The organism is Shewanella sp. 10N.286.51.B2, from assembly GCF_041469265.1.
GTDB lineage: Bacteria > Pseudomonadota > Gammaproteobacteria > Enterobacterales > Shewanellaceae > Shewanella.
In genome coordinates this window covers 104,098-123,358 of record NZ_JBFRKH010000021.1, presented here as the reverse complement: position 1 = coordinate 123,358, position 19,261 = coordinate 104,098, and the positions used below count along the sequence as shown (strand labels likewise).

Below are 19,261 nucleotides of genomic sequence, written 5' to 3'. Positions count from 1 at the left end.
CTGCCAGATCAAATCTGAGCTATTACAAATTATACTGGCTAGTCCCTACGGAATCTTTACACCTTCACTTAAGATAAAAATCAACAAAGAAGTTTATCAAGGGTTTCATTACTGAGAACGTCACCTAACCTGTTATCAATCAGATCATAAATACTCCGTTGTAACTCAGAAGGTAACTCTCCCTTAACGAATCCTTCAAGGTCAGGTTTTAGCTGCGCACTTTCAAATATATCTAGCATTGGCTTGAACTGTTCTGGTTGAACACCAAGGTCGGTCCCCGCAATCCAAAATGTCTCAGGGATATCTACCTCATATTTTTCTTTAATAGCCGCAATCGTCATAGCACTGCCGATGCAGGCATACTTCAGTTTGTCACTATCTGAAAGGTTATCTAGCTTTTCAACGTTTTCTTTGCTCAAAGTTATCTTATCTCGAAGGTGATCTATAAATGCTTTGTTACTATCAAATTGTTCGGATGTTACACCCTCTTCGACCGAACGTTCAGTGCGCATACCAAGCTCGTAAATATCTAATTCATTTTGTTCTGGGGAAAATAAACCAAGTCCCTTACCTACAGTGAGCGCAACATCACAGATCTTTTCAACCATCGGGAGTCCGCGGCTGATAGCATCAATCAAAATTCGGCCAGTAGATATCACAGCACCACCAATCGCTGAACATGCCGAACCAATTGCAGTTCCCACAGAACTAAGTCCTCCCAAAATAGCTGCTCCAATACCAAACATTAATATTCTCTCCTATTACCTGTATAAAGTTCTCTTTTAGTTACTCTAGCATGCCCCTCTTCAAACAAGTGTGGATAGCAAGCTTGTAACTTATCTCGCCACTGATTTACCGTCTCTTCTTGAGTTGGAATATATAAATGATGAAGTAGATGCTCCACTACCATTGATGTAGACCCAAGACGGTCAGCAGCTTGTTTTAATAATACCGTTAAATTTAAACGATTTGTTTCATTCCGCTCACCCATGTATTGGGTATAAGCACTCAACAATCTAGTATCCGCACTAAATGACATCTGAACCCTCCACTGTTCTATCGACGTTGCAGGTTGTTGAGACTGTAGTGGCAATAGATGGAGGTTGCTTGGTAACTGATAAAACTGCCAAGCACGGTCGCGTATTTTAGGCTCAATAATGTCTAGAGATATATCGGCTTGTGTCGCCGAGTTAGTCTCAATTTGAGTAAGCACTGAGCTTTTCCAACCCTGCCCAAACACTACTGCCTGCCCAATTTCCAATCTAGACAGGTGTTGCTGCTGTAATGTTTCCAGCGCCATAGTATTGCCGATTGCTACTTTATCGTCCTCAGCAAATAACTTATGAACAATCTTAGTATTCGTATTCTTGAGCACTTCAGGGGTTAACTTATTTGGGATCTGATCAACGATGATTAACCCCTCACCATACTTGCGTACTTCTGCTAGCATATCGCTAAACATTTCAATAGCTTGCCTGCGATTACTACTTGTTGAAGGATCCGCTTTAGTTAGAAGGTGGTGAGCTTCTTCAATGAGCGTCAGATGACGAAATTTAGGGTTCTTACGGTGCTCATTCTTTAATGCCTGAATAACATTGGTCATTATAAAAGCGATCAACAGAGACTTCTCTGCGCCATTACGGATCTCTTCAAGTTCAATCACAACACGACGTTGTATTAACTTACCAAAATCGATAGAGCGCAATGTATTAAATATCTGCCCTTTAGCACCCACTAGCAATCCTTGCAGGCGCGCTTTAATAGAGCCAATATAATCTTGACGCAAACGCTCATCAAACCCTTGTTCTTTTACAATCTGCTCGGTAGCGTCAAGTAAATCTCGTAATATTGGAAATGGGTAGCAACCTGGAACGAAAGGGTCATTATATAAAGGATGTGTTGAGGCACTGAGATCCCAACCCATTTTTTCATAACAGCGATAAATGGCAGCCTCCAATACCTGTGGAATTGCCGCCTCCATATCAAATGATGCAGAGAAACTTGCTTTGATAATATCGACTCGATTTGAAATGGTTTCACCGGGCATCATCTCAAGCGGATTTAACCTTAATGGTGCTAGGTCATCTCGCCCTGGAGTTAACACCAATAAATCGTCATATTTATCTAGCAGCATACGATACTCAGTTTTTACTGGCTCAATTACCAAGAAAGGAAGCATACTTTCGTGTAGAAGATGGTGGCAGGTAGTCGTTTTACCACTACCTGTAACACCAGCAACGAATACGTGCATATTTAAATCGCGCCGATTTAGGTTTACCTTTTTATGTTTTAACACGCGACCGTATTGCACTAGGCTGCCCAATGGCAGGCTATCAACAATAGATACCGGTGGCGGATTTAAACCAAATGTCACCTGCTCCTTGAGTTCTAAACCAACTACCTCTTGCTGAGGCAGACCAGCAATCAAGCTTAATTCCTTCGGGGTGACATAAGCCCCCATCATCACTTGCCCATTTAGATTCACCCGTGATTTCAGGCTATCGAAAACACTCAAAACTTGGTCATTGGCGGGCTGTCGCGGGATAACAGGGATTTGTAGGTTTTTAACGCTAAAAACCCACTCAGGTAAAGATGAGATATTTAGCATCTGCAATGGATATTGATTACCCATGTTGCCGCTAAAGATCGATCTGCTAACATCACCAAGCCTTAGTAGTGTGTGTTGGCTCTTTGCTAAAAGTGCTATATTGCATACAAAGCCACCACGGCTTCGCCCATAATCAACTCTTGGTAACAAAACCTCATCTAGATAGCTAAGCCATTGCTGTGCTTGCCGATTATGACGTTCCACCGAAACATTGAGTGTTTCGCCTTGATTTAATGAAGCTCCGAAGTTAGTTCCGCTGTTAGTTGACTTACTTTTTCCTTCAGTTTTGCCTTTGGAGGTTGAATTTGAGGTACCTTCAGTACCGGAGTCTGAACTGTCACGATTACTAGTTGATCTAGTTGTGCTATCACTCTTACCTTCAGAAGAGCCTGTATTCTCAGCAACGCTTGTTCCACTACTCTCCCCTTCATTGCTCCCCAAAGAGATAGAGCGGCCTGTTGTATTCCCCTGCTGAAATGAGACACGGGCTAAGGGAGCAAGCAATTCATAACCTCGATGCAGCCATTGCTCTAGCGACATGATATCTTGCGATTCAACGCACGAAGCCGTAATCACAAGGCAAAAGTCACCACCAGTCATCACATCGACCAGCCTATCAACGCCCTGGTAAAAAGCATTCTCTCCCTGAGGTTGTTCGCCTACGGTCCCTTGCAATACGCCTACATGGCGATAACCCTGCAACTGCTTAATTAGTTCGCCACCATTGGTTACTGGCTGGCTTACATCGCTTCCTCTGAAATTACCTTCAAAACTAGGTCTTAATATATTTTTTGAAATATCAGCGATAGTGATAATTGGTTTAGGATATAAATAATTTCGTGCTACCCCTAGGTAAAAGGCTACACCATTAGTATCTCCTTCAAGTATGTAAACTACACTAGCCCCAGGATAACGAATACAACTGTAAACATTTTCCAAAGCTTCACGGCATGACTCATCAGAAATATGACTTAAGCTATTAATCCGAAAAAAATGGTAATCATCAGCCTGTAAAGCATCGCTTGACTGCAAACGCTTGGCTATCCCTATTTGATCAACTGGGCTGTCTAATGCTGCTAACAACTTATCTAGCGGCTTAATTTCTACAACGTCACTCATGGCATTCCTTTAAAATTTGAATGATACGCATTAGGCACTATTGACCAATTCCGTTATCGTAATTAGATCAGCCCCATCCTCTCCAGAAAGGTATAGCTTCAGTGCGTAGAGTAAATCTGGAGTACGGTGATAACTATCCGGTTTATTTACTGTTAATTTAACCCGAGCAACGACCTTTGGTTGCTGAAGCTGATGAGCCAATGCCTCAGCTTGGTTACTAGTAGCTTGTTCTACCGTATTTAGTAGCTTGTTACTTAAACTACTTCCATAGGAAAACAGTGTGCTAATTGCTGGTACTGAGCTTTCCCTAGTACGCAATAAAGCAAGTATTAGCTCTAAACGCAGAATAAAAGGATTCCATTTGTAATGTTTATCCTTTGTCGTTAACAAAGTAATATCTTTAGTCAGAGATTCGTTGAGCCTTTCAGCAAGGGTCTTAACCTGTTCTGCCGTTAATTTATGAATCACTGTTTTATCGCGCCACATAGCCACCGACAAAATCTCGAGAGTCGCGGAGCGTGTATCACCACTATCATCAACAGGTTCCAACATCTTCTCGAGTAATTGTTGCTGCCATGCCTGACTAACATTACCTAATGCATACTTGAATCTCAGGTGCTCACGACGAAGCAGTTTAGGGTCAGTTGCCGCTTGCAGTAAATCATTCACCTCCGATTGCGGCATCAATGTGTGGCAGTAGCTTAAGAATTGCTTTAACTCTATCTCAAGAGCCTTATCTATCCCTTCAAGGACTAACAATTCTTCCGCTTGTTCGATAGCTTTCTCCCCTAATTGAGTAAACCTATCTGACATATCACTATCAATAAAACTACGAGCCTGGTCGCTAAAAATAAGCATTGGAAAGCGCCACCTACCTGGTAAACTTTTGAGTTCTCTTTCTATTAATTCACCCTGAGCACCAATATCCACCAAAGAAAACTTATTGTCTGATTTAGTAAATACACCACCAGAAAAATAGCGTTTGTTTACAATATCAAGACCCTCAAATTTACTTTTATGCACAAAGATACTGTCGTAATCGGGGTGTGACTTATAAAAGCCAAAATCTTTATTAGTAATCCAATCAATATCTTGATAAGAGAAGTTAAATCGTTTCTCACTCTTGTCGAACAACATAAAGTGATAAATATCATCCATCTGCTCTAGGTTACGTTCTAACCAATCAACAATATCCTTTGTCCCATCACTGCCCTGAAATGCTCGTAAATCCTCGAACGCTTTACGTTCAGGAAAAGTCGGAATAGCAATATCACGACTGTCGATATAGTCCCGCTTTTTACCCCATAGAGCATCGACATAGTTAAACGGTTTATTGTCATCAGTAGCAGGAATGAAACGCAACTTATAAGGCTGTTCTTCACCGTAGGTATAGCTCAGCTTTAGCATACATATACAGTCTGTTTTAAGTGGCTTTCGAAGCGATAACAATAATGAAAACACCTGTCGATCGCTTTCTTTGCCCTGGTAGACAGTAAAGCGCAACTCTTCTTTTCCACCAGGTAGAGTGAATGGAGTGTCGATTAGAATATCAACTGGAACACCACGCTCCGGTTTAACGGAGGTGCCCCTATCAACAAAATAGAAATTCTGCTCGATACCATTTACTGGCAATCGAGTCATCAACTGCGGCAGATGATCCTTCCAAAAAATTTTATGAGGTTGTTCATACTGTTTTTGTAGTAGCTGCTGTGATCCTAAAAGAGCGTTTCCAGCAAGCCACTGTGAAGGCTTAATACCCTTTTGTGTTTTGATTGCCGCAGATACAGAAATGAAGAAGGTTTTTTCTACCATTTTCTGCAATGCTCGTGCTTCTTTGAAAAGCACATCACTGACATCAACACTTGCCACTTTGAGGCCAGTAGGAATACGATACCACTTTTCAATATCTTGCAGTATCAGCTGCCCTTTATTTGTTACAATCTCTCGATAGCTGTACAGTTCGATAAAGCGCTCAGCTATACTCTCTGCCAACCCTGAGTTAACTAAAGCATTGCGTAGTAGCTGTCGCTCTCCTTGCTGGGAAATCCTAATCGACGGGTGTCTTTCAAAATAATCCTCCCTCGATTTTTTTCCACCGCAGTAAAATATCGGTGTCGCATAAATGCCATCATTATCTGAGCTGAGAACCATAATCAAATCATTAGGCTTAAAATGCTTTTTTTCCAGTGTGGCATAAACTGCTGCGATACTTTTCGGTAATGGAGTTGCATTATTAAAATTGCGATTAATTTCACGGCGCAGATCACTAGTCTCAAACTCACTATGGTGGTCACTTACCAGATAATGCATTGCTTTGTGCGCATGAAATTGACTCGCTAGCAGGTCTGAAAAACCTCCTAACTGGCGGGACTTAGTATCACCATCTATCTGGGATAGCTCTCGAGCACTAAACACTTCTGTATCAGCTGGCAAAGCTTGGCTTTGGCTGCAATCTAATCCTGCTACATCCAACAACTGTGGGCCTATCGAACGCGTTGCCGATTCACTTCCTAGTTGCAATTTATAGCTGGCCCCTTCGAACAACAGCGTGACAAAATCGCCAGATGCCTTTATCAATGGCCTTACAACCTTCCGAGGTTTGCTTTCTCCTGGAAGAATTTCGCCAATAAGCAGTTTGACTAGGCAGGGGAAGTCTGCTGGCATTGCTACCGCCAAGGTTTCATTTTGGGTACGTTTTTCAGGGTGTGAAATTACTTTTACACCGATCAAACCATCTTTTTTCTGAAATTCAACATCCCAGCATTGTGACGACTCGGAACTTACTCGCCGCTTAATTCGAATATGACCTTCGGCAGATAGCGAAAATACCAAGTCAGCTTGCGGTATTATCTTTGCTCCGCCCTTGGCTTCATCATCTCCAAGATCAATAGCCATCACTTCGACCGGGGCTAGTTTTTCTGTTGATTCAATTGCGGAGCCCACCGAAAGGTAATCAAGCTTAAATTGCCAAGCCTGATCCAATAATACACAACGTGTTGTACCGGCTAATTGCTTTAGTAACTCACTAAAAACACCAAACCCAGAAGCAAAAAAGTTCTCCTGTTGGAACTGACAGTCATCCTCCAAGCGCTGTAATAACTGCCACGATCGCCACACTTTACGGTATTGTTTATCTTGCAATAACACATTATTAGGTGGCATATTCTGCCACGATTTGATTGCTAAAAAACCTTCAAACCGTAACGTTTTCTGTATAGAAACAAGAAGAGCTTCCTGCTCCTCAGCTAACTGTAAACCCGCTTCTTGGCGATATAAAAGCAGCCCTTGGACACGGATTAATAAAGCCTTTAATAGGCGATTCTCAAGGGTGTCAAAGCTCATTTTACGCGTGGCAGCCAATATGTGCGGATTTGCAGCCAACTTCTCACGCATATTGTTGCCAGGCTTGCGACTCAACCACTGCACTGATCGACTATCTAGGCGCTGGGCTAAATAAACAGGTGTCATTTCATGAACACGCACTACGGTTTGCCGAGGCGATAATAAAATATGGCCGATAGCATCGATGCAATGATCAATAATATGCGTAAAACGATCACACAGGTTTTGTTCCGGCCCTAGGATATTCTGGCTCAGCCAGTTGCTCATTCGCTGTGGCATTGCCTGGCCATTGAGAGGATCAAAAGTGAGATAACTCAGGTAACGGTGCTGCCCCTGTAATAACTGTTTTGCTATTGGCTCCTGATTCTGATAGCGATGATAGAGTTGTCCAAAATCGCTCAGTGTCTCTGTAATAGCGGAATTCATCTAAACATTTTCCTTTGTCTTCGTTTTGAAAAACTCAGGCATTTTATATTTTTTTGATCGCGAATGCAGAACAGTTGGTTCCTCTTTATCAGCTAGCTTAGGCTCTGACATAATTATCTTTTTTTGATAAGATGATGGTTCTAAAGCAAGCTTAAACAATTCCTGATAACGCTCATTACTTTGTTCATTATTGAGATAGTCAGCACTAGCCCAACTAAATTGACCATGGCCAATTCGCATCGCTTTATCGAAGTCATCCAGAATATCCAGTTTATTATCAGCCAGGAGATCACGAATAGGATTCAGACAATGCTCTTTAGCATAACCACGGGTTTCAATACCTCGTAGCTTAGGCATTACCTTCTGAACCAACTGATCTTCAAAGGCAAACTTGAGTGCGTCTTTGTGCTCGTCGGGATATTGCTCAGCATCCAAGCCAATGACCAGAGGGTGGTTCACTATATAGTACTCGATCGATTGCCATACACGGTGACCAAGGGCTCTGCCGTCTGTTCCCAAATACTTATTAATACCTTCAATCAATTGCTTGTAGTGAGTTACAGTCACCTCACTTAGATCGCTCTTTTTATTAATCCAACCCCACCAAATTTTCATTGGTAATAACGGCGCTTGTTCAGGTAATGGGGTAAGTTCTTTTCGACGATGCAAAGATTCTGGGCGCGGGAAAAAGATGGATGTACCACGGTCGATCACTTTATCCGATAACGATTTGGTCGTTTCATCTTGGTTCATTGTGCCGGCAAACAATAGGTTGCGCCCTAGAGAAAGCTTATAAGGATCTAGCTTTGCCCCTAAGTCAATATCGATAAATGGCAACTCGTCATTTTTGGTCGCACGGCGCTGCTCCAACTTACTTAAGAAATCAGCAAAATAAAGCTCTACATGAGCCAAGTTCATCTCATCTAGTAATACTAAACTTACAGTATCATCAAGACCGTTATAGTTAGCCTCTAAATTATCACTTCCCGTTATCAGCTTCTCCCGACTTTGAACCAAAAAGTTGAGCATCGGCTTTGTTTGGTAGCTGTTACTGATTGAGTTAAAGTAGCCCAACATTGCTTCCTGTGAGTCCCAGTTTGGCTGTACAGGCACATTGATAAAGTTAATACCGCCAAAGCGACTGTATAATTTTGGTAGCTCCGACTTACCTGTCCCACTAACACCTGCGAGTACCGTTAACGGTGACCATTCAGCAATTTTTAAAGCCGTATGGAAAGCGCATAGAATACGGGGAGAGAAATGCAAGCCGTGTTTATCAATGCCTGTAGAAATCGCTTCGAGCCATTTGAGCTCATTGATACTTTTTTCTTGACGGCGAGGCACAAAACTTTCGACATAAGGGCGTTTAATATCCCTAATCCGTTCTTCCCGATTTTGTGGCTCGTTATAAGCTGGATTTAATCGATCTAGGGTTTCTTGCAATTTGTTATTATCTGCTAAAATCGCCTTATAATTAACATCAAGGCTATTAAACTTAGTTTGTAGCCGCTCTTGGTCAAACTCCAGCTGCTCTTGGGTATCCAGATCGTGCTGAAGCTCACGTGTTTCTTTTTGTAATTTCTGTTTATCTTCTTCCAGCCTTGTTACTTCAGCTCTGTGGCCATCATAGTATTCTTCTAACTCTCGACTCGGGCGCTTAAGCTCTTCACGCAATACTACCAGCTCTTCGTTCTTTGCAGTAAGCTCGAGTAGCACCTCATCTGCTGAACGATCACCAAGCAATTTTTCAAGTTCATCATACTTGCTGCTCAGTGTATCCTGACGTTCAATACGGCTTAAAAGCCGCTGCTTTTCCTGTTCAAACTGTTTCTGATCTTGTTTGAATTCCTCTTCTCTTGTTTTAGTGCGTTCAGCTATTATCTGCTCTAGTGAAGCCTTCAGTTGTTTGTTTTCACTTTGCTGAAACCTAACGTTATTCTGATCACTTGTTAATACGGCCTTATCCTGATCTAACTGCTGTTCACGATTTTCAAGATCATCTCGGCGCTGCTGCACTTCTGCTTCAAGCTCTTTAAAATCTTTTTCCCGCTGCTGCTGAACTTCATTGTGTAATTTTGTGATGGCTTCAGAACGTATCTGTTGCAGCTCTCGCTGCAAGTCAGCTCGCTGCTCAGCAAAATCACCATCAACTGTTTCCTGCACTCGCTCAAGTTGTTCACGCTCAGCTTGCAGCTGCTGCTCTTTAGCTGCAACATCGCGTAACTGCTGTTTAAGCAGCTGTTGCTGTTCTGCAAGCAGCTTTTCGCGCTCAGCAAAAATTTCATCTCGCAAAGCGGGTAAGCCTTGCTCAATTTCTAGATGCTTACTCTCTTGCTGTTGATGGCGCTTTTCAAGTTCTAAACCTCGAGCATTAAGTGAGGTTTTACCTTTAACAAGAGCCTCTTCACGTTGCTCTAAAAGCTGCTCTTGATTAGCTATTTTCAGTTGTTTTTCTTTTAACGCTAACTCTTTTTTATCCAACGCATCAGCTTGCTTTTGAAGACTCTGCTGCTGATATTGAATCTGTGTATTTTCGGCTTTATCCTTGCTTGGATTTTGTTGCTTGTTACCCACAATACTGCTCCATTAAACGCTTAATTAATTTAAACACTGTCTTTTCAATCTCATTCAAACTGTCATGCTGGCCTATTACCGGCCCAGAATGACCTCTTATTTTATCCAATCTATCAACTGCGTTAACAAAGCCCTCAGCTGACTGTAGCTCTATTTGTTGCTGGACAGTAATTTGTGCCCAAAAAGCTATAAAATTAGCTCCTAGGGTCGCATTACCGCCATTTAGTGCCAGTTGCACCTTGTGTGGGTTACTCTTCGTAATTTGTTCTGCACCCAATTTAGCCAACTCTCGTTTTACAAACTCAATATCTTTTGCCTCACTCGCATCAAGTGCTTGGCTGGCCTGATAAAGCGCATGTTGCAATGCTCCCGCAAGCGCATTGGTTTTGTCTCGTCCATCTTCCGAACTCGAATGAACTAAAGCATCAAACAGTCCCTGATAAATAGGTCCGCTTATTCGGCTGAGCATCAAGCCAAAATATTGCTCCAACCTATAGCTAGCTTTACTGCGTATATCCTCTTTGTGCCAGTCGGGTATAGTCTGCTCTGGTATTTGATCGCCCATGTCTTTTATCCATTCTGACAATAGCTGGCGTACCTGATCGACCAACTGATGAATAAAATTAATTTCTTCAGAGCCGATTACACTCAATACATCAGCAGAGTCACCATGATCAATTGGATTTCTCCAATGTCGTAACCTTGCAATATCTTTCAACAGCAGAGGGTATTCCTGAGCTAATTTAGCCATAGGTTGCCTCACGTCCCCCCGTGCAGCTAATAAGTGACACAAAAGCAGCGGTGACATTATTGGTTTATCAGCCTTGAGGTGGATAACACTACCCTTGTTCGTCTTAAGTAGTTTATTAACAAGCTTGCTACCCTCTGTTTGAAACCCTAAATGGTTAGCCGCCTCTAGCGCTAATTCAGCATTACTTTTCGGGTCTGTGCTTAACTCTGAAATACAGTTTTTAAGTTTCGAAAAGGAATAGCACTCGGATAGCATTTGCTCAAGTTCGGCATAACTCTGGCTAACGAATTTTTTAAGGTTATATTTAAACTCCGAATTCTCGGTGGCATTACTCACCTTGCTTGATACCAATAATTGATAAGTCTTACGTAATGTACTGGACTCGCTCATAGCTTGACGCTGATGGTCTCTAAAGCTCTTCTTCCACAACTTATCACGAGCAGTTTTTATTGATGCGTTATCCTCACGCTTAAACCCTCGGGTAAATCGCTCCTGAGTGGTTGAGCGGAAACCATCACTTATATAAAAAGATTTACCGCCAGCAACCATAAACGCATAGCAATGGAGGTAAACCAATTCACCGTTTGGGTTGACTGAAATAGTCCCGCTATTTGTTACAAAACCATCGCCACTAGTACTGGCTGAATAGATTTTAAGCTTTTTATTATGCTGACGAGAACGCTTAATAATATCGATTACGTCGCGTTCGCTTGGAGCCTTTTTAGAAACCGTTTCACTCAATAATGGCAGTGCTTTTATCTGTTTCGCATTTCCTACACTGCCTTGAGAAAACTCGACCAATCCCACGGATGATTGTTCTGCATGAATAGGCTGTAATTCGCCACGGCTAATTACAGGTAACCAGCAGTGATTGATCAAATCAAAGTACACCGTGGCACCAATCACCCGCGTTTGGGTACTATTGATTTTTTCAAGCACTTGCTCACCTTCATGCGTTAAATTCAGCCTGTCAGTAATCAAATTTAATTGCTGTAATTTAAGACACAAGAACTCTGCTAGACTGGAGCGCGTTCCCTCTTTATTTGTAAGTCCCATCTGCTGACTTAACTCTTTAAGATCACCTCCCCCTTCGCTTAGCAAGCGTAATAAAGTACTCTCAAACAGATTCAAATCTTGGTCTGCTTTAGCCTGTAACGAGATAGCAAAACGTAAGCAGGGCCATAGAATATCTTGCGTTGCTTTCGGGTGATGCTGGGCAATAGAATGCGGTTGATGTAGTACTTTAAATACTTTAGGGTGCTGTAGGCTCATTTTACCACCCCATGCGAATTGTTCTTACACAGTTCATAAAATGCCTGTAACTCAGGTACTGCTTGCTTTGCAATTGTAGCTTTAATCAACTGACTATCACCTACTACGACCAATGCTTTTTTCTGGCGCGTCACAGATACACATAAACGACTCTTTGACATCAGGTGACCAAATACTCGCTGCTGTTCCTTTGCCGAAAATTGACGCTGTTGAAAAAACTTTGAACTTTCTGACTGACAACGTACCATCGATAAGAACACCACATCGAACTCCATTCCTTGAAACGAATCAACAGTACCAATACGTAATCGTTCCTCTAATGGCTTGCCTTTGCTGTCAAACAACATCTGATACTTCTGTGCAATAACATAATCCCCTTGCTCGTTTTGTACGGTGATTTTGTCTTTAGCAAGCGCTTTCATTACCTCATTGACCTGTGCTTTATAAAAAGAAATCACACCAAAACTGAGACCTTTCCCTTGTTTGCTATCTATCCACTGCTTCAACTGTTCTGCAATCAACTCGGCTTCAGCCTTTCTAAATCGACTTTTGCTAGCATTACGCTCTTCCTTTCCAAGTTGTGCTGGAGCGTCTAGCCATACAGCTGCCTTATTCTTAATTCCGTCAAGCTCTTGTGAGAACTTGCTGGCTGGAGAAGGGGATTCATACCCTTCTCCATAAGGCTTGTAGAATTGGTCACTGGCGAACTTCCCTAATAGAGGATGGCTACGATACTGCGCATCTAGCGTAATAGTTCTGGACTTACCATCTTGCTGTTCCAACTTTTTTGCACGATTGAATAAATATTCGAACATACTTTCTTTGATATGCTGATTAAACTGCTCTCTTCCACCTTGCCAATCATCCGTATCGTCTAACTCTTTTTCCATTTGCTCTAGCAAAGAGTCATCGACCATATGGGAAAGTTGGCGATGATCACCAACCAAAATAATACAATCTTTTGCTTGAACCATTGGGATCATCAAGTCTCGAGGGCTAGCTCGGGCAGCTTCGTCAACGATCACTGTGCCATACTGCAAGTAGCCTTTACCGTCACCGTTTTTTGATTTGAAGCGACGAATATCCTTACCTTCAGACTGCCCCGTCGTAGCGCCATACACTAGATTGTATTCAGCTAAAGCCGTTTGTACTGAAGAGGGATTGCCTTCAAGATCACTTAGATATTCAAGCAGAGCTCTGCTTTTGGAGGTATTTCGACTACTGTCCTGCAATAAATCGAGCGTTCGCTGTATTGCAGACTTAACATCCTCTCTTGCTAAAACCCGCTTAAGATGAGGCTTAGGTGTAAACCGCTTTAACAACTGAAGCTTGATTTTTTTTAACTGCGGTAAAAAACTCAGTTCACTTTCTGCTTGCCATGACACAGCTTGTCGTAATGTCTTTAAATCCCCCTCTTCAATAGCTATAGCCTTATCACTAAGCCAAGCTAACAAAGCAGCGGCTCTATTGGCGCCATCATCCATAAATGCAGCTTTTGATAGGCGTAATGAACGTAAAATTAACACACTGTCACTCTCAACCGACTGCTGATTAGTAAGTTCACCACTAAAATCTTTTAGCAAACGTATTAATTCATCACTACCTGGTACTCCTACTAGCAATGCTTTTGCCTTGTTTACAAGACGCAAAGCAGCGCTATCACTTGGACTTGTCGAATATGCTTTAACATCACGTTCAAGCTGTAAGTAAGCAATACTTTCCTTTATCTCTGGTGTATTCTGATAAATCCGACTCACCGTCTCTTGACGCCATTCATCCAGTTTGACATCTGTTGAGTTACTCTGCGCAGTCTCTCCAGAACGTTGTCCAAACTTAATAGCGGGTAAATCGTTAACGGACAAACGATTTAATAGATTTTCTACTGCATCATGTTGATAACCCGTAACTAAGATATCTCCTTGAACCGACTTACTTTTATCAATTTCCTGATTAAGACTTTCAATAATGGCCGTGATCACAGTCGTTTTACCGGTTCCTGGCGGGCCTTGAATAACCATAATATCTGGTGTTTCCAAAGCAAGCTTAATCGCGCGTCTCTGGGTTTTAGTCGGTTCATTTTTAGGGAATACCTTGCTTTCAACAAAAGAAGAAAGCGGTTTTGTAAACGGACGTTGGTCACGCCCAGGAGGTAAGGTAGCGCCTTCCTCTATCAGCAATCCCAAATGAGGCATTGCACTTTTACCTTCAATAATTGCACTTCGAGCCATCATTCGTCGCTCAATTTGAACCTGATCACCCAAGATAGACAGTGCAAGCACCATATTATGCGAAGGCACAATACCATCTTTAACGACTATTCGATGCTGCTCAACCTTTACTATATTAAACGGTTCGGTACTTTCATTCGATTCCGGTACACCCTCTTCCTTAACACTACCCGTTTTATCTTCTGAGTTTGTCTGCTGCTGCCAATCAGAAAGGCCGCTATCAAAACCCTTTCGTTCCTTATAGCTCTCCAACATCTGCGTACTAAACGCTTTCCAATCCATATCAGGATCTACGAGATGAGCAATAGGCGTTTCAGGACTAACCATCAACAATGAATCTTGTGACGTTAATAACTTGCGTAAATCAGTTTCAACATAGATAGACATCAGTTCAGCAGAATCATCATCAATCTGACAATTTTCAGGGGCAATTTTGATGTGTCCGACCGCTCTGGCTCGTTTAAGTAACTGCTCACCTTCCGAACTTCCATATTTATCCCAGGTAGACAAATACCCTCTTTGGTCCGAGATAATCTCGTTTAGTTGTTGGGTAGCCAGTATGGCCATCTGTTGACGTTGTTCACTAAAGTTCAACTGTAATTTGATAAGCCTGAGGGATCTAGTAGGCGCTCTGTGCGAACGCGTAACTAATTTGCGCACCCCCAAATAATCAAATTCCACCGCTGAATATTGTTGCACGGCTAATTGCAAGTTATCGCCTAGCAAAACTAAGCCGTTTTTTATTTGTTGCAGGGTAGTTTTATCTGCTTTATCGATATCGCCTTCAAATTGCTCAAGGTGCTTAAGCTGATCGAGAGCGCTTTCTCCTAACACTGCAATTGCGAACTGCTGCTCAGGTTCGTCAGTAAGGCTTAATCTACAGCGCTGCTCAAGAGTTTCTTTAATATCAACGAAAGTCTCACCAAGTTCAGCAGCTTTCGCCTGCTCCAATGTTCTCGGATCAAGCGCAATATCAATTACCCCTAGCTCAATTTCAGGGCCATTGAACGATGCGAGTGCCAACTCAAACTGAATACGCTCTTGTGGCCAATCCTTTTGCTTATGCACACGACTTACTTCAATAAGGTTTGCATTGGCACGAGCGAATCCAAGCCCGATGTCATTAAGTAGTGCAGGCTCACGCAAGGAAATAGTAAATAACTTGCCCTTAATAATTAGCTGTAAATTACCCGTACGTGAATTCAAACGTAGTTGACCCAAATCTCCCTGCGTAAACGTCAGTCCTTTACCATCGAAGGGCTCTATCCAGAAGGTATGACTTATTTCAATATTGAGTTGTTTAAATCGCATTATTTTTCTGAATCCTAATTTCGATAATCACAGAACAAGGAGCATGCAGATATAACTGCACTCCAGCCTCAAGCTCTTGTCTTTCTAACAACCACTGGCTTGTTAATTGACGAAAACGCCCACTGTTATCAGCTACATCTAGGCGTAAATCTTCTGCTGAAACATAGATAAACCAGTCTTGCTCAACCTGATTAATTTCAATCATTGGAGCGTTATGCTGATCAATATCAAAAAAACCTGACAATCGCCTTGGCAGTCTAAGATCTTTACCGTCAACCAAAGGGGCAACCCAAGTCCAAGCTGGCTTATTTGAACCATCTGATGTATGAAAATAGCTGGTGACTACCAAAAGCTGCTCTGGCTGTTGCTTGCAATATGGGCAGGACTGCTCAGAAACCGAAAGTTGGTAATAAAAACTCATGCCGCAGCCACATTGAATTGAGCTATCGGCGGCACTGGCTAAAGTTCGTGGTAGTGAATGAAGACTTGGGCGTTGCCAAGGTGCGGTTCGACCTAGACCAAACATTTGTTGAAAAAAGGTAAGTAATTCCGGTGTCAGAACTAATTCATGGGGCAGCCCGTTAGTTCGACTATTACTGTTATCCTCTGTATCAAAAATAAACGGTAATAAACCATGCTCGGCCTGTAACTCTAGACTTAGTCCACCTTCTTCTGAATCATCTGTAGCCCAATCTTCGTCATCACTTTGAGCATCACGAAAAAGTTGCCCATCAAAAGCTCCAGACATAGTCAGCACCTTGAATGCCAAGAGTGCTAACGAATACGCATCACTTGTTACTCGCGCACCACTTTCTCCCTTAATCACTTCAGGGGCACCATACTGCGGTGTTAAAACACCAGCTCCGGCACTTACCGCCTCAAAGCGAAGGTTATCGGCATCAATCATCCAGGATTCGTTATTCCCTGGAATAGCCGAACAAAAGATATTTTCTGGAGAGACATCCATAAATACCAGCCCAACACTGTGCAGCTTAAGCAGTTCTATAGTTGCCTGAGCCAGCAACTCCAGCCTTCTCTTGGCGCCACCAGATTTAGCATACATAGTTAGCGAGTACGCAGCCTCCAAAGGGACATCTTCGCTAAGCCAAGCTGGACGTGTAAAGTCCTTAGCAACCTGTTTATTTAAAATCTTTGGCAACCAATCACCTATCGGCTGCATATCCTGCATCATTTGCATCACATAACCTGCTTGCTCTTCAAGTAGATAAAGTGGTTTAGTAATGTGCATTGCCTCGGTTAATGGTAATAAGTACAACCGTTCAAGCTGTTCTTGGAAGTTTTTCACTTCAGCTTTATCGGTTATTTCCTTATTATCTTTTAATGGCATTTTAACCAGTAGTTCAGGATCTGAAGTTCGATATACAATCCCTTGCCCACCTTGCCCCAGCTTTTTAGTTAGCTTATGCCGCTGGGATAATTGATCTTTCACCCACCTAGGTTCAGGTGTTTTTTGCTGTTTCATTTGAAGCGTCCTATGCTAACCCTGAGTTAGGGCGAAGCAGAATATGTTTTGTGCAAAGAGGATTGACGAAACAATGCAACAATTGTTTTATCATCACTATGACCAACAACCGGCCACTGACTAATCCAGCGCCGTACATCAGCCTTAACTTGGTCATCTGTTAACTGCCAATATTGATTCAATAACTCTAAGTAAAAGTTAGCTCGATATTCTAAAGCGAGGTCATCAGAAATACCGTCTGTTACTAAGAAACAAGCGTCCAACTCAGCCGTCGCTTGGAGGTAAAACTTCCACGCACTGGCTTGAATTTTTTTACCTAAGGAGTGCGTCTGGTTAGCAAATAGGTCTTCGTCTTTATCAGATAAAAAACGAACCTGTTGTTCACACTCACCTTCCTTTGAAGTAATAATGCAACAATCCCCATCTCCAAGCTGAGCGATAAAAGTCTGTTCTCCCAATACAATGGCGAACAGTGCTGTGCAACTACATTGCTCAATATCTATACCCTGAAGCTCTTCTAACCAGTAATCATGAAATAATTCAATCAACGACGCTGGCTCAACTTCATGCTCAATTTCTTGCTTAACTATTCGTTCAACTATCACTTCATCCGCGCGGTACTGAGCCAACCTTACCACTGCCCGACTTACAGCTTGAGCACCTAAGTGAGACAGCGGCTTGCTTCCTAAACCATCAGACAAAGCAATCAGGATTGGCTCATTTTTAAGCTCGAGATGGTAAGCATCCTGATTAAGTACGCCAAGGCGCTGATGAAGAGGGCCGATTTCACTGTCACCGAAGCCACGCCATACAGATGTGTTACCACTCATCATCATCCTTTGATTCGTTTTCAACAATAACACCGGCTAAATCAACTCGGTTCAATGGCCCGCCTGCAACGATTTCTGGTCGCCAGATCGTGTGCAAAACATGATCCAGCTGTTCTGCACCATAGCTATGATTCGATAGCGTATTTAACTGTGCTAAATCAGCATCACCACCCACGCCAATAAAGTACAAATTATCGACCAGGGAAACTAGCTGCCGCTGTTCTGTATTTAGCTCAAAATAACCATCTGTCAGCACCATAATCAGTGTTTGAGGATTCGCTTCAGCCCAACTACAAAGGGCGGCAATATCACTACTACCTTCAGCGGCTGGTAGCTCAACATCTACTTCAGCTAACCAAAATATTTCTGCAATATCTTCTCGCCAACTGAGGTATCGCGTGCTTTTACTGTGTTGTGCAGTAAATTGACGGATATAGCGCAGCAGGTTAACCAACAGCATAGGCTTACCATACTCAGCCATACTACCAGAGCAATCTATGATGCAATGCAACTCAGATGAACTCATCTTCAAGCTCTTCTGACTGCTGATTATCTTCCTGTTTGACTAAACGCTGAACCTCTTCTTCCTTTGGAACAACATTCGCATTTTGACTCTGAGTACGGGTAGTTACCGACATAGTGACAAACTTAAAGAACTCTTGTATTTGCGAAGAATCTTGTGCCGTAAATACCTTATTTTCAGTACCAGATACAAACTCATTTAGTACGTTATTAGAAGCATCACTGCCAATTGCCATTGCCATGCGATCACACTTTTGTGAACGACCTTCATTCACTAACTCTCGTAAAGGCTGCTGCCAAACATCATTTGGTGCTCCGTCTGACACCAATACAATTGTTGGGCGATAAGCGCGCGACGGTGTTGTTTCTTTATCTTCAATCATCGCTTTTGCCATCGAAAAAGCCGTACCCATTGGCGTTGCACCACTTACGTCCAAATCTTGCCATTCAATATCTTTAGCAGAAGTGTATGGAGTATGAAGTAGAACTTCAGCACCAAAGGTGATAATTGAAACAAGGATTTCAATCTCATTTTTTTCAGCACTAGCGAAATCTTCTACCATTTCTTTTACTGCAGAATTTAGCTCCTTAATGCTATTACCTTGCATACTGGTACTCACATCAAGCAGCAATACCACCGGAAGGGGCTTAGCCTTGGCTACAGTAAAATTTGAAGGGTTAAATCCAGTCATAATATCGTCCTTTGAGTTATCACAATTTTAAATGTATTGAACAGGAAGCAGACATAATCAAACCTTTCCATATCAACTAGTACGTTTCAATTCTCAATATGTT

At 42.3% G+C, this 19,261-nt stretch carries 10 protein-coding genes; all 10 read right to left on the bottom strand.

Going from position 1 to position 19,261, the window contains the following annotated elements; all coding sequences use genetic code 11:
- Positions 1 to 80 precede the first annotated feature (80 nt).
- From AB4140_RS06425 to AB4140_RS06380, 10 genes are read right to left on the bottom strand one after another with little or no spacing between them, the layout of a single operon-like run.
- Complete coding sequence (locus AB4140_RS06425) at positions 81 to 746, bottom strand: hypothetical protein (RefSeq protein WP_372000240.1); 666 nt, start codon at positions 744 to 746, stop codon at positions 81 to 83.
- Positions 746 to 3,727: a hypothetical protein gene (locus AB4140_RS06420; RefSeq protein ID WP_372000238.1), complete on the bottom strand. Its 2,982-nt coding sequence runs from the start codon at positions 3,725 to 3,727 to the stop codon at positions 746 to 748. Before AB4140_RS06420 ends, AB4140_RS06425 begins: the two co-directional genes overlap by 1 nt.
- Positions 3,728 to 3,757: 30 nt before the next feature.
- Entirely contained in the window at positions 3,758 to 7,495 is a 3,738-nt protein-coding gene (locus AB4140_RS06415; protein WP_372000236.1) for a DUF2357 domain-containing protein, read from the bottom strand.
- Positions 7,496 to 10,069 carry a hypothetical protein gene (locus AB4140_RS06410; protein WP_372000233.1) on the bottom strand — a complete coding sequence of 858 codons (2,574 nt, stop codon included), beginning with the start codon at positions 10,067 to 10,069 and terminating at the stop codon, positions 7,496 to 7,498.
- Positions 10,062 to 12,092: a hypothetical protein gene (locus AB4140_RS06405; protein WP_372000230.1), complete on the bottom strand. Its 2,031-nt coding sequence runs from the start codon at positions 12,090 to 12,092 to the stop codon at positions 10,062 to 10,064. Before AB4140_RS06405 ends, AB4140_RS06410 begins: the two co-directional genes overlap by 8 nt.
- Positions 12,089 to 15,631, bottom strand: a complete 3,543-nt coding sequence (locus AB4140_RS06400) for an AAA domain-containing protein (protein ID WP_372000228.1) — start codon at positions 15,629 to 15,631, stop codon at positions 12,089 to 12,091. The genes AB4140_RS06405 and AB4140_RS06400 overlap by 4 nt, the downstream gene beginning before the upstream one ends.
- Positions 15,621 to 17,114 (bottom strand): protein kinase domain-containing protein, encoded by a 1,494-nt coding sequence (locus AB4140_RS06395; RefSeq protein ID WP_372000226.1) that lies wholly within the window; start codon positions 17,112 to 17,114, stop codon positions 15,621 to 15,623. Before AB4140_RS06395 ends, AB4140_RS06400 begins: the two co-directional genes overlap by 11 nt.
- Positions 17,115 to 17,140: 26 nt before the next feature.
- Positions 17,141 to 17,944 carry a PP2C family serine/threonine-protein phosphatase gene (locus AB4140_RS06390; RefSeq protein ID WP_372000224.1) on the bottom strand — a complete coding sequence of 268 codons (804 nt, stop codon included), beginning with the start codon at positions 17,942 to 17,944 and terminating at the stop codon, positions 17,141 to 17,143.
- Complete coding sequence (locus tag AB4140_RS06385; RefSeq protein ID WP_372000222.1) at positions 17,934 to 18,470, bottom strand: hypothetical protein; 537 nt, start codon at positions 18,468 to 18,470, stop codon at positions 17,934 to 17,936. The genes AB4140_RS06390 and AB4140_RS06385 overlap by 11 nt, the downstream gene beginning before the upstream one ends.
- Positions 18,457 to 19,158 carry a VWA domain-containing protein gene (locus tag AB4140_RS06380; RefSeq protein WP_372000220.1) on the bottom strand — a complete coding sequence of 234 codons (702 nt, stop codon included), beginning with the start codon at positions 19,156 to 19,158 and terminating at the stop codon, positions 18,457 to 18,459. Before AB4140_RS06380 ends, AB4140_RS06385 begins: the two co-directional genes overlap by 14 nt.
- Between the last annotated feature and the right edge of the window lie 103 nt (positions 19,159 to 19,261).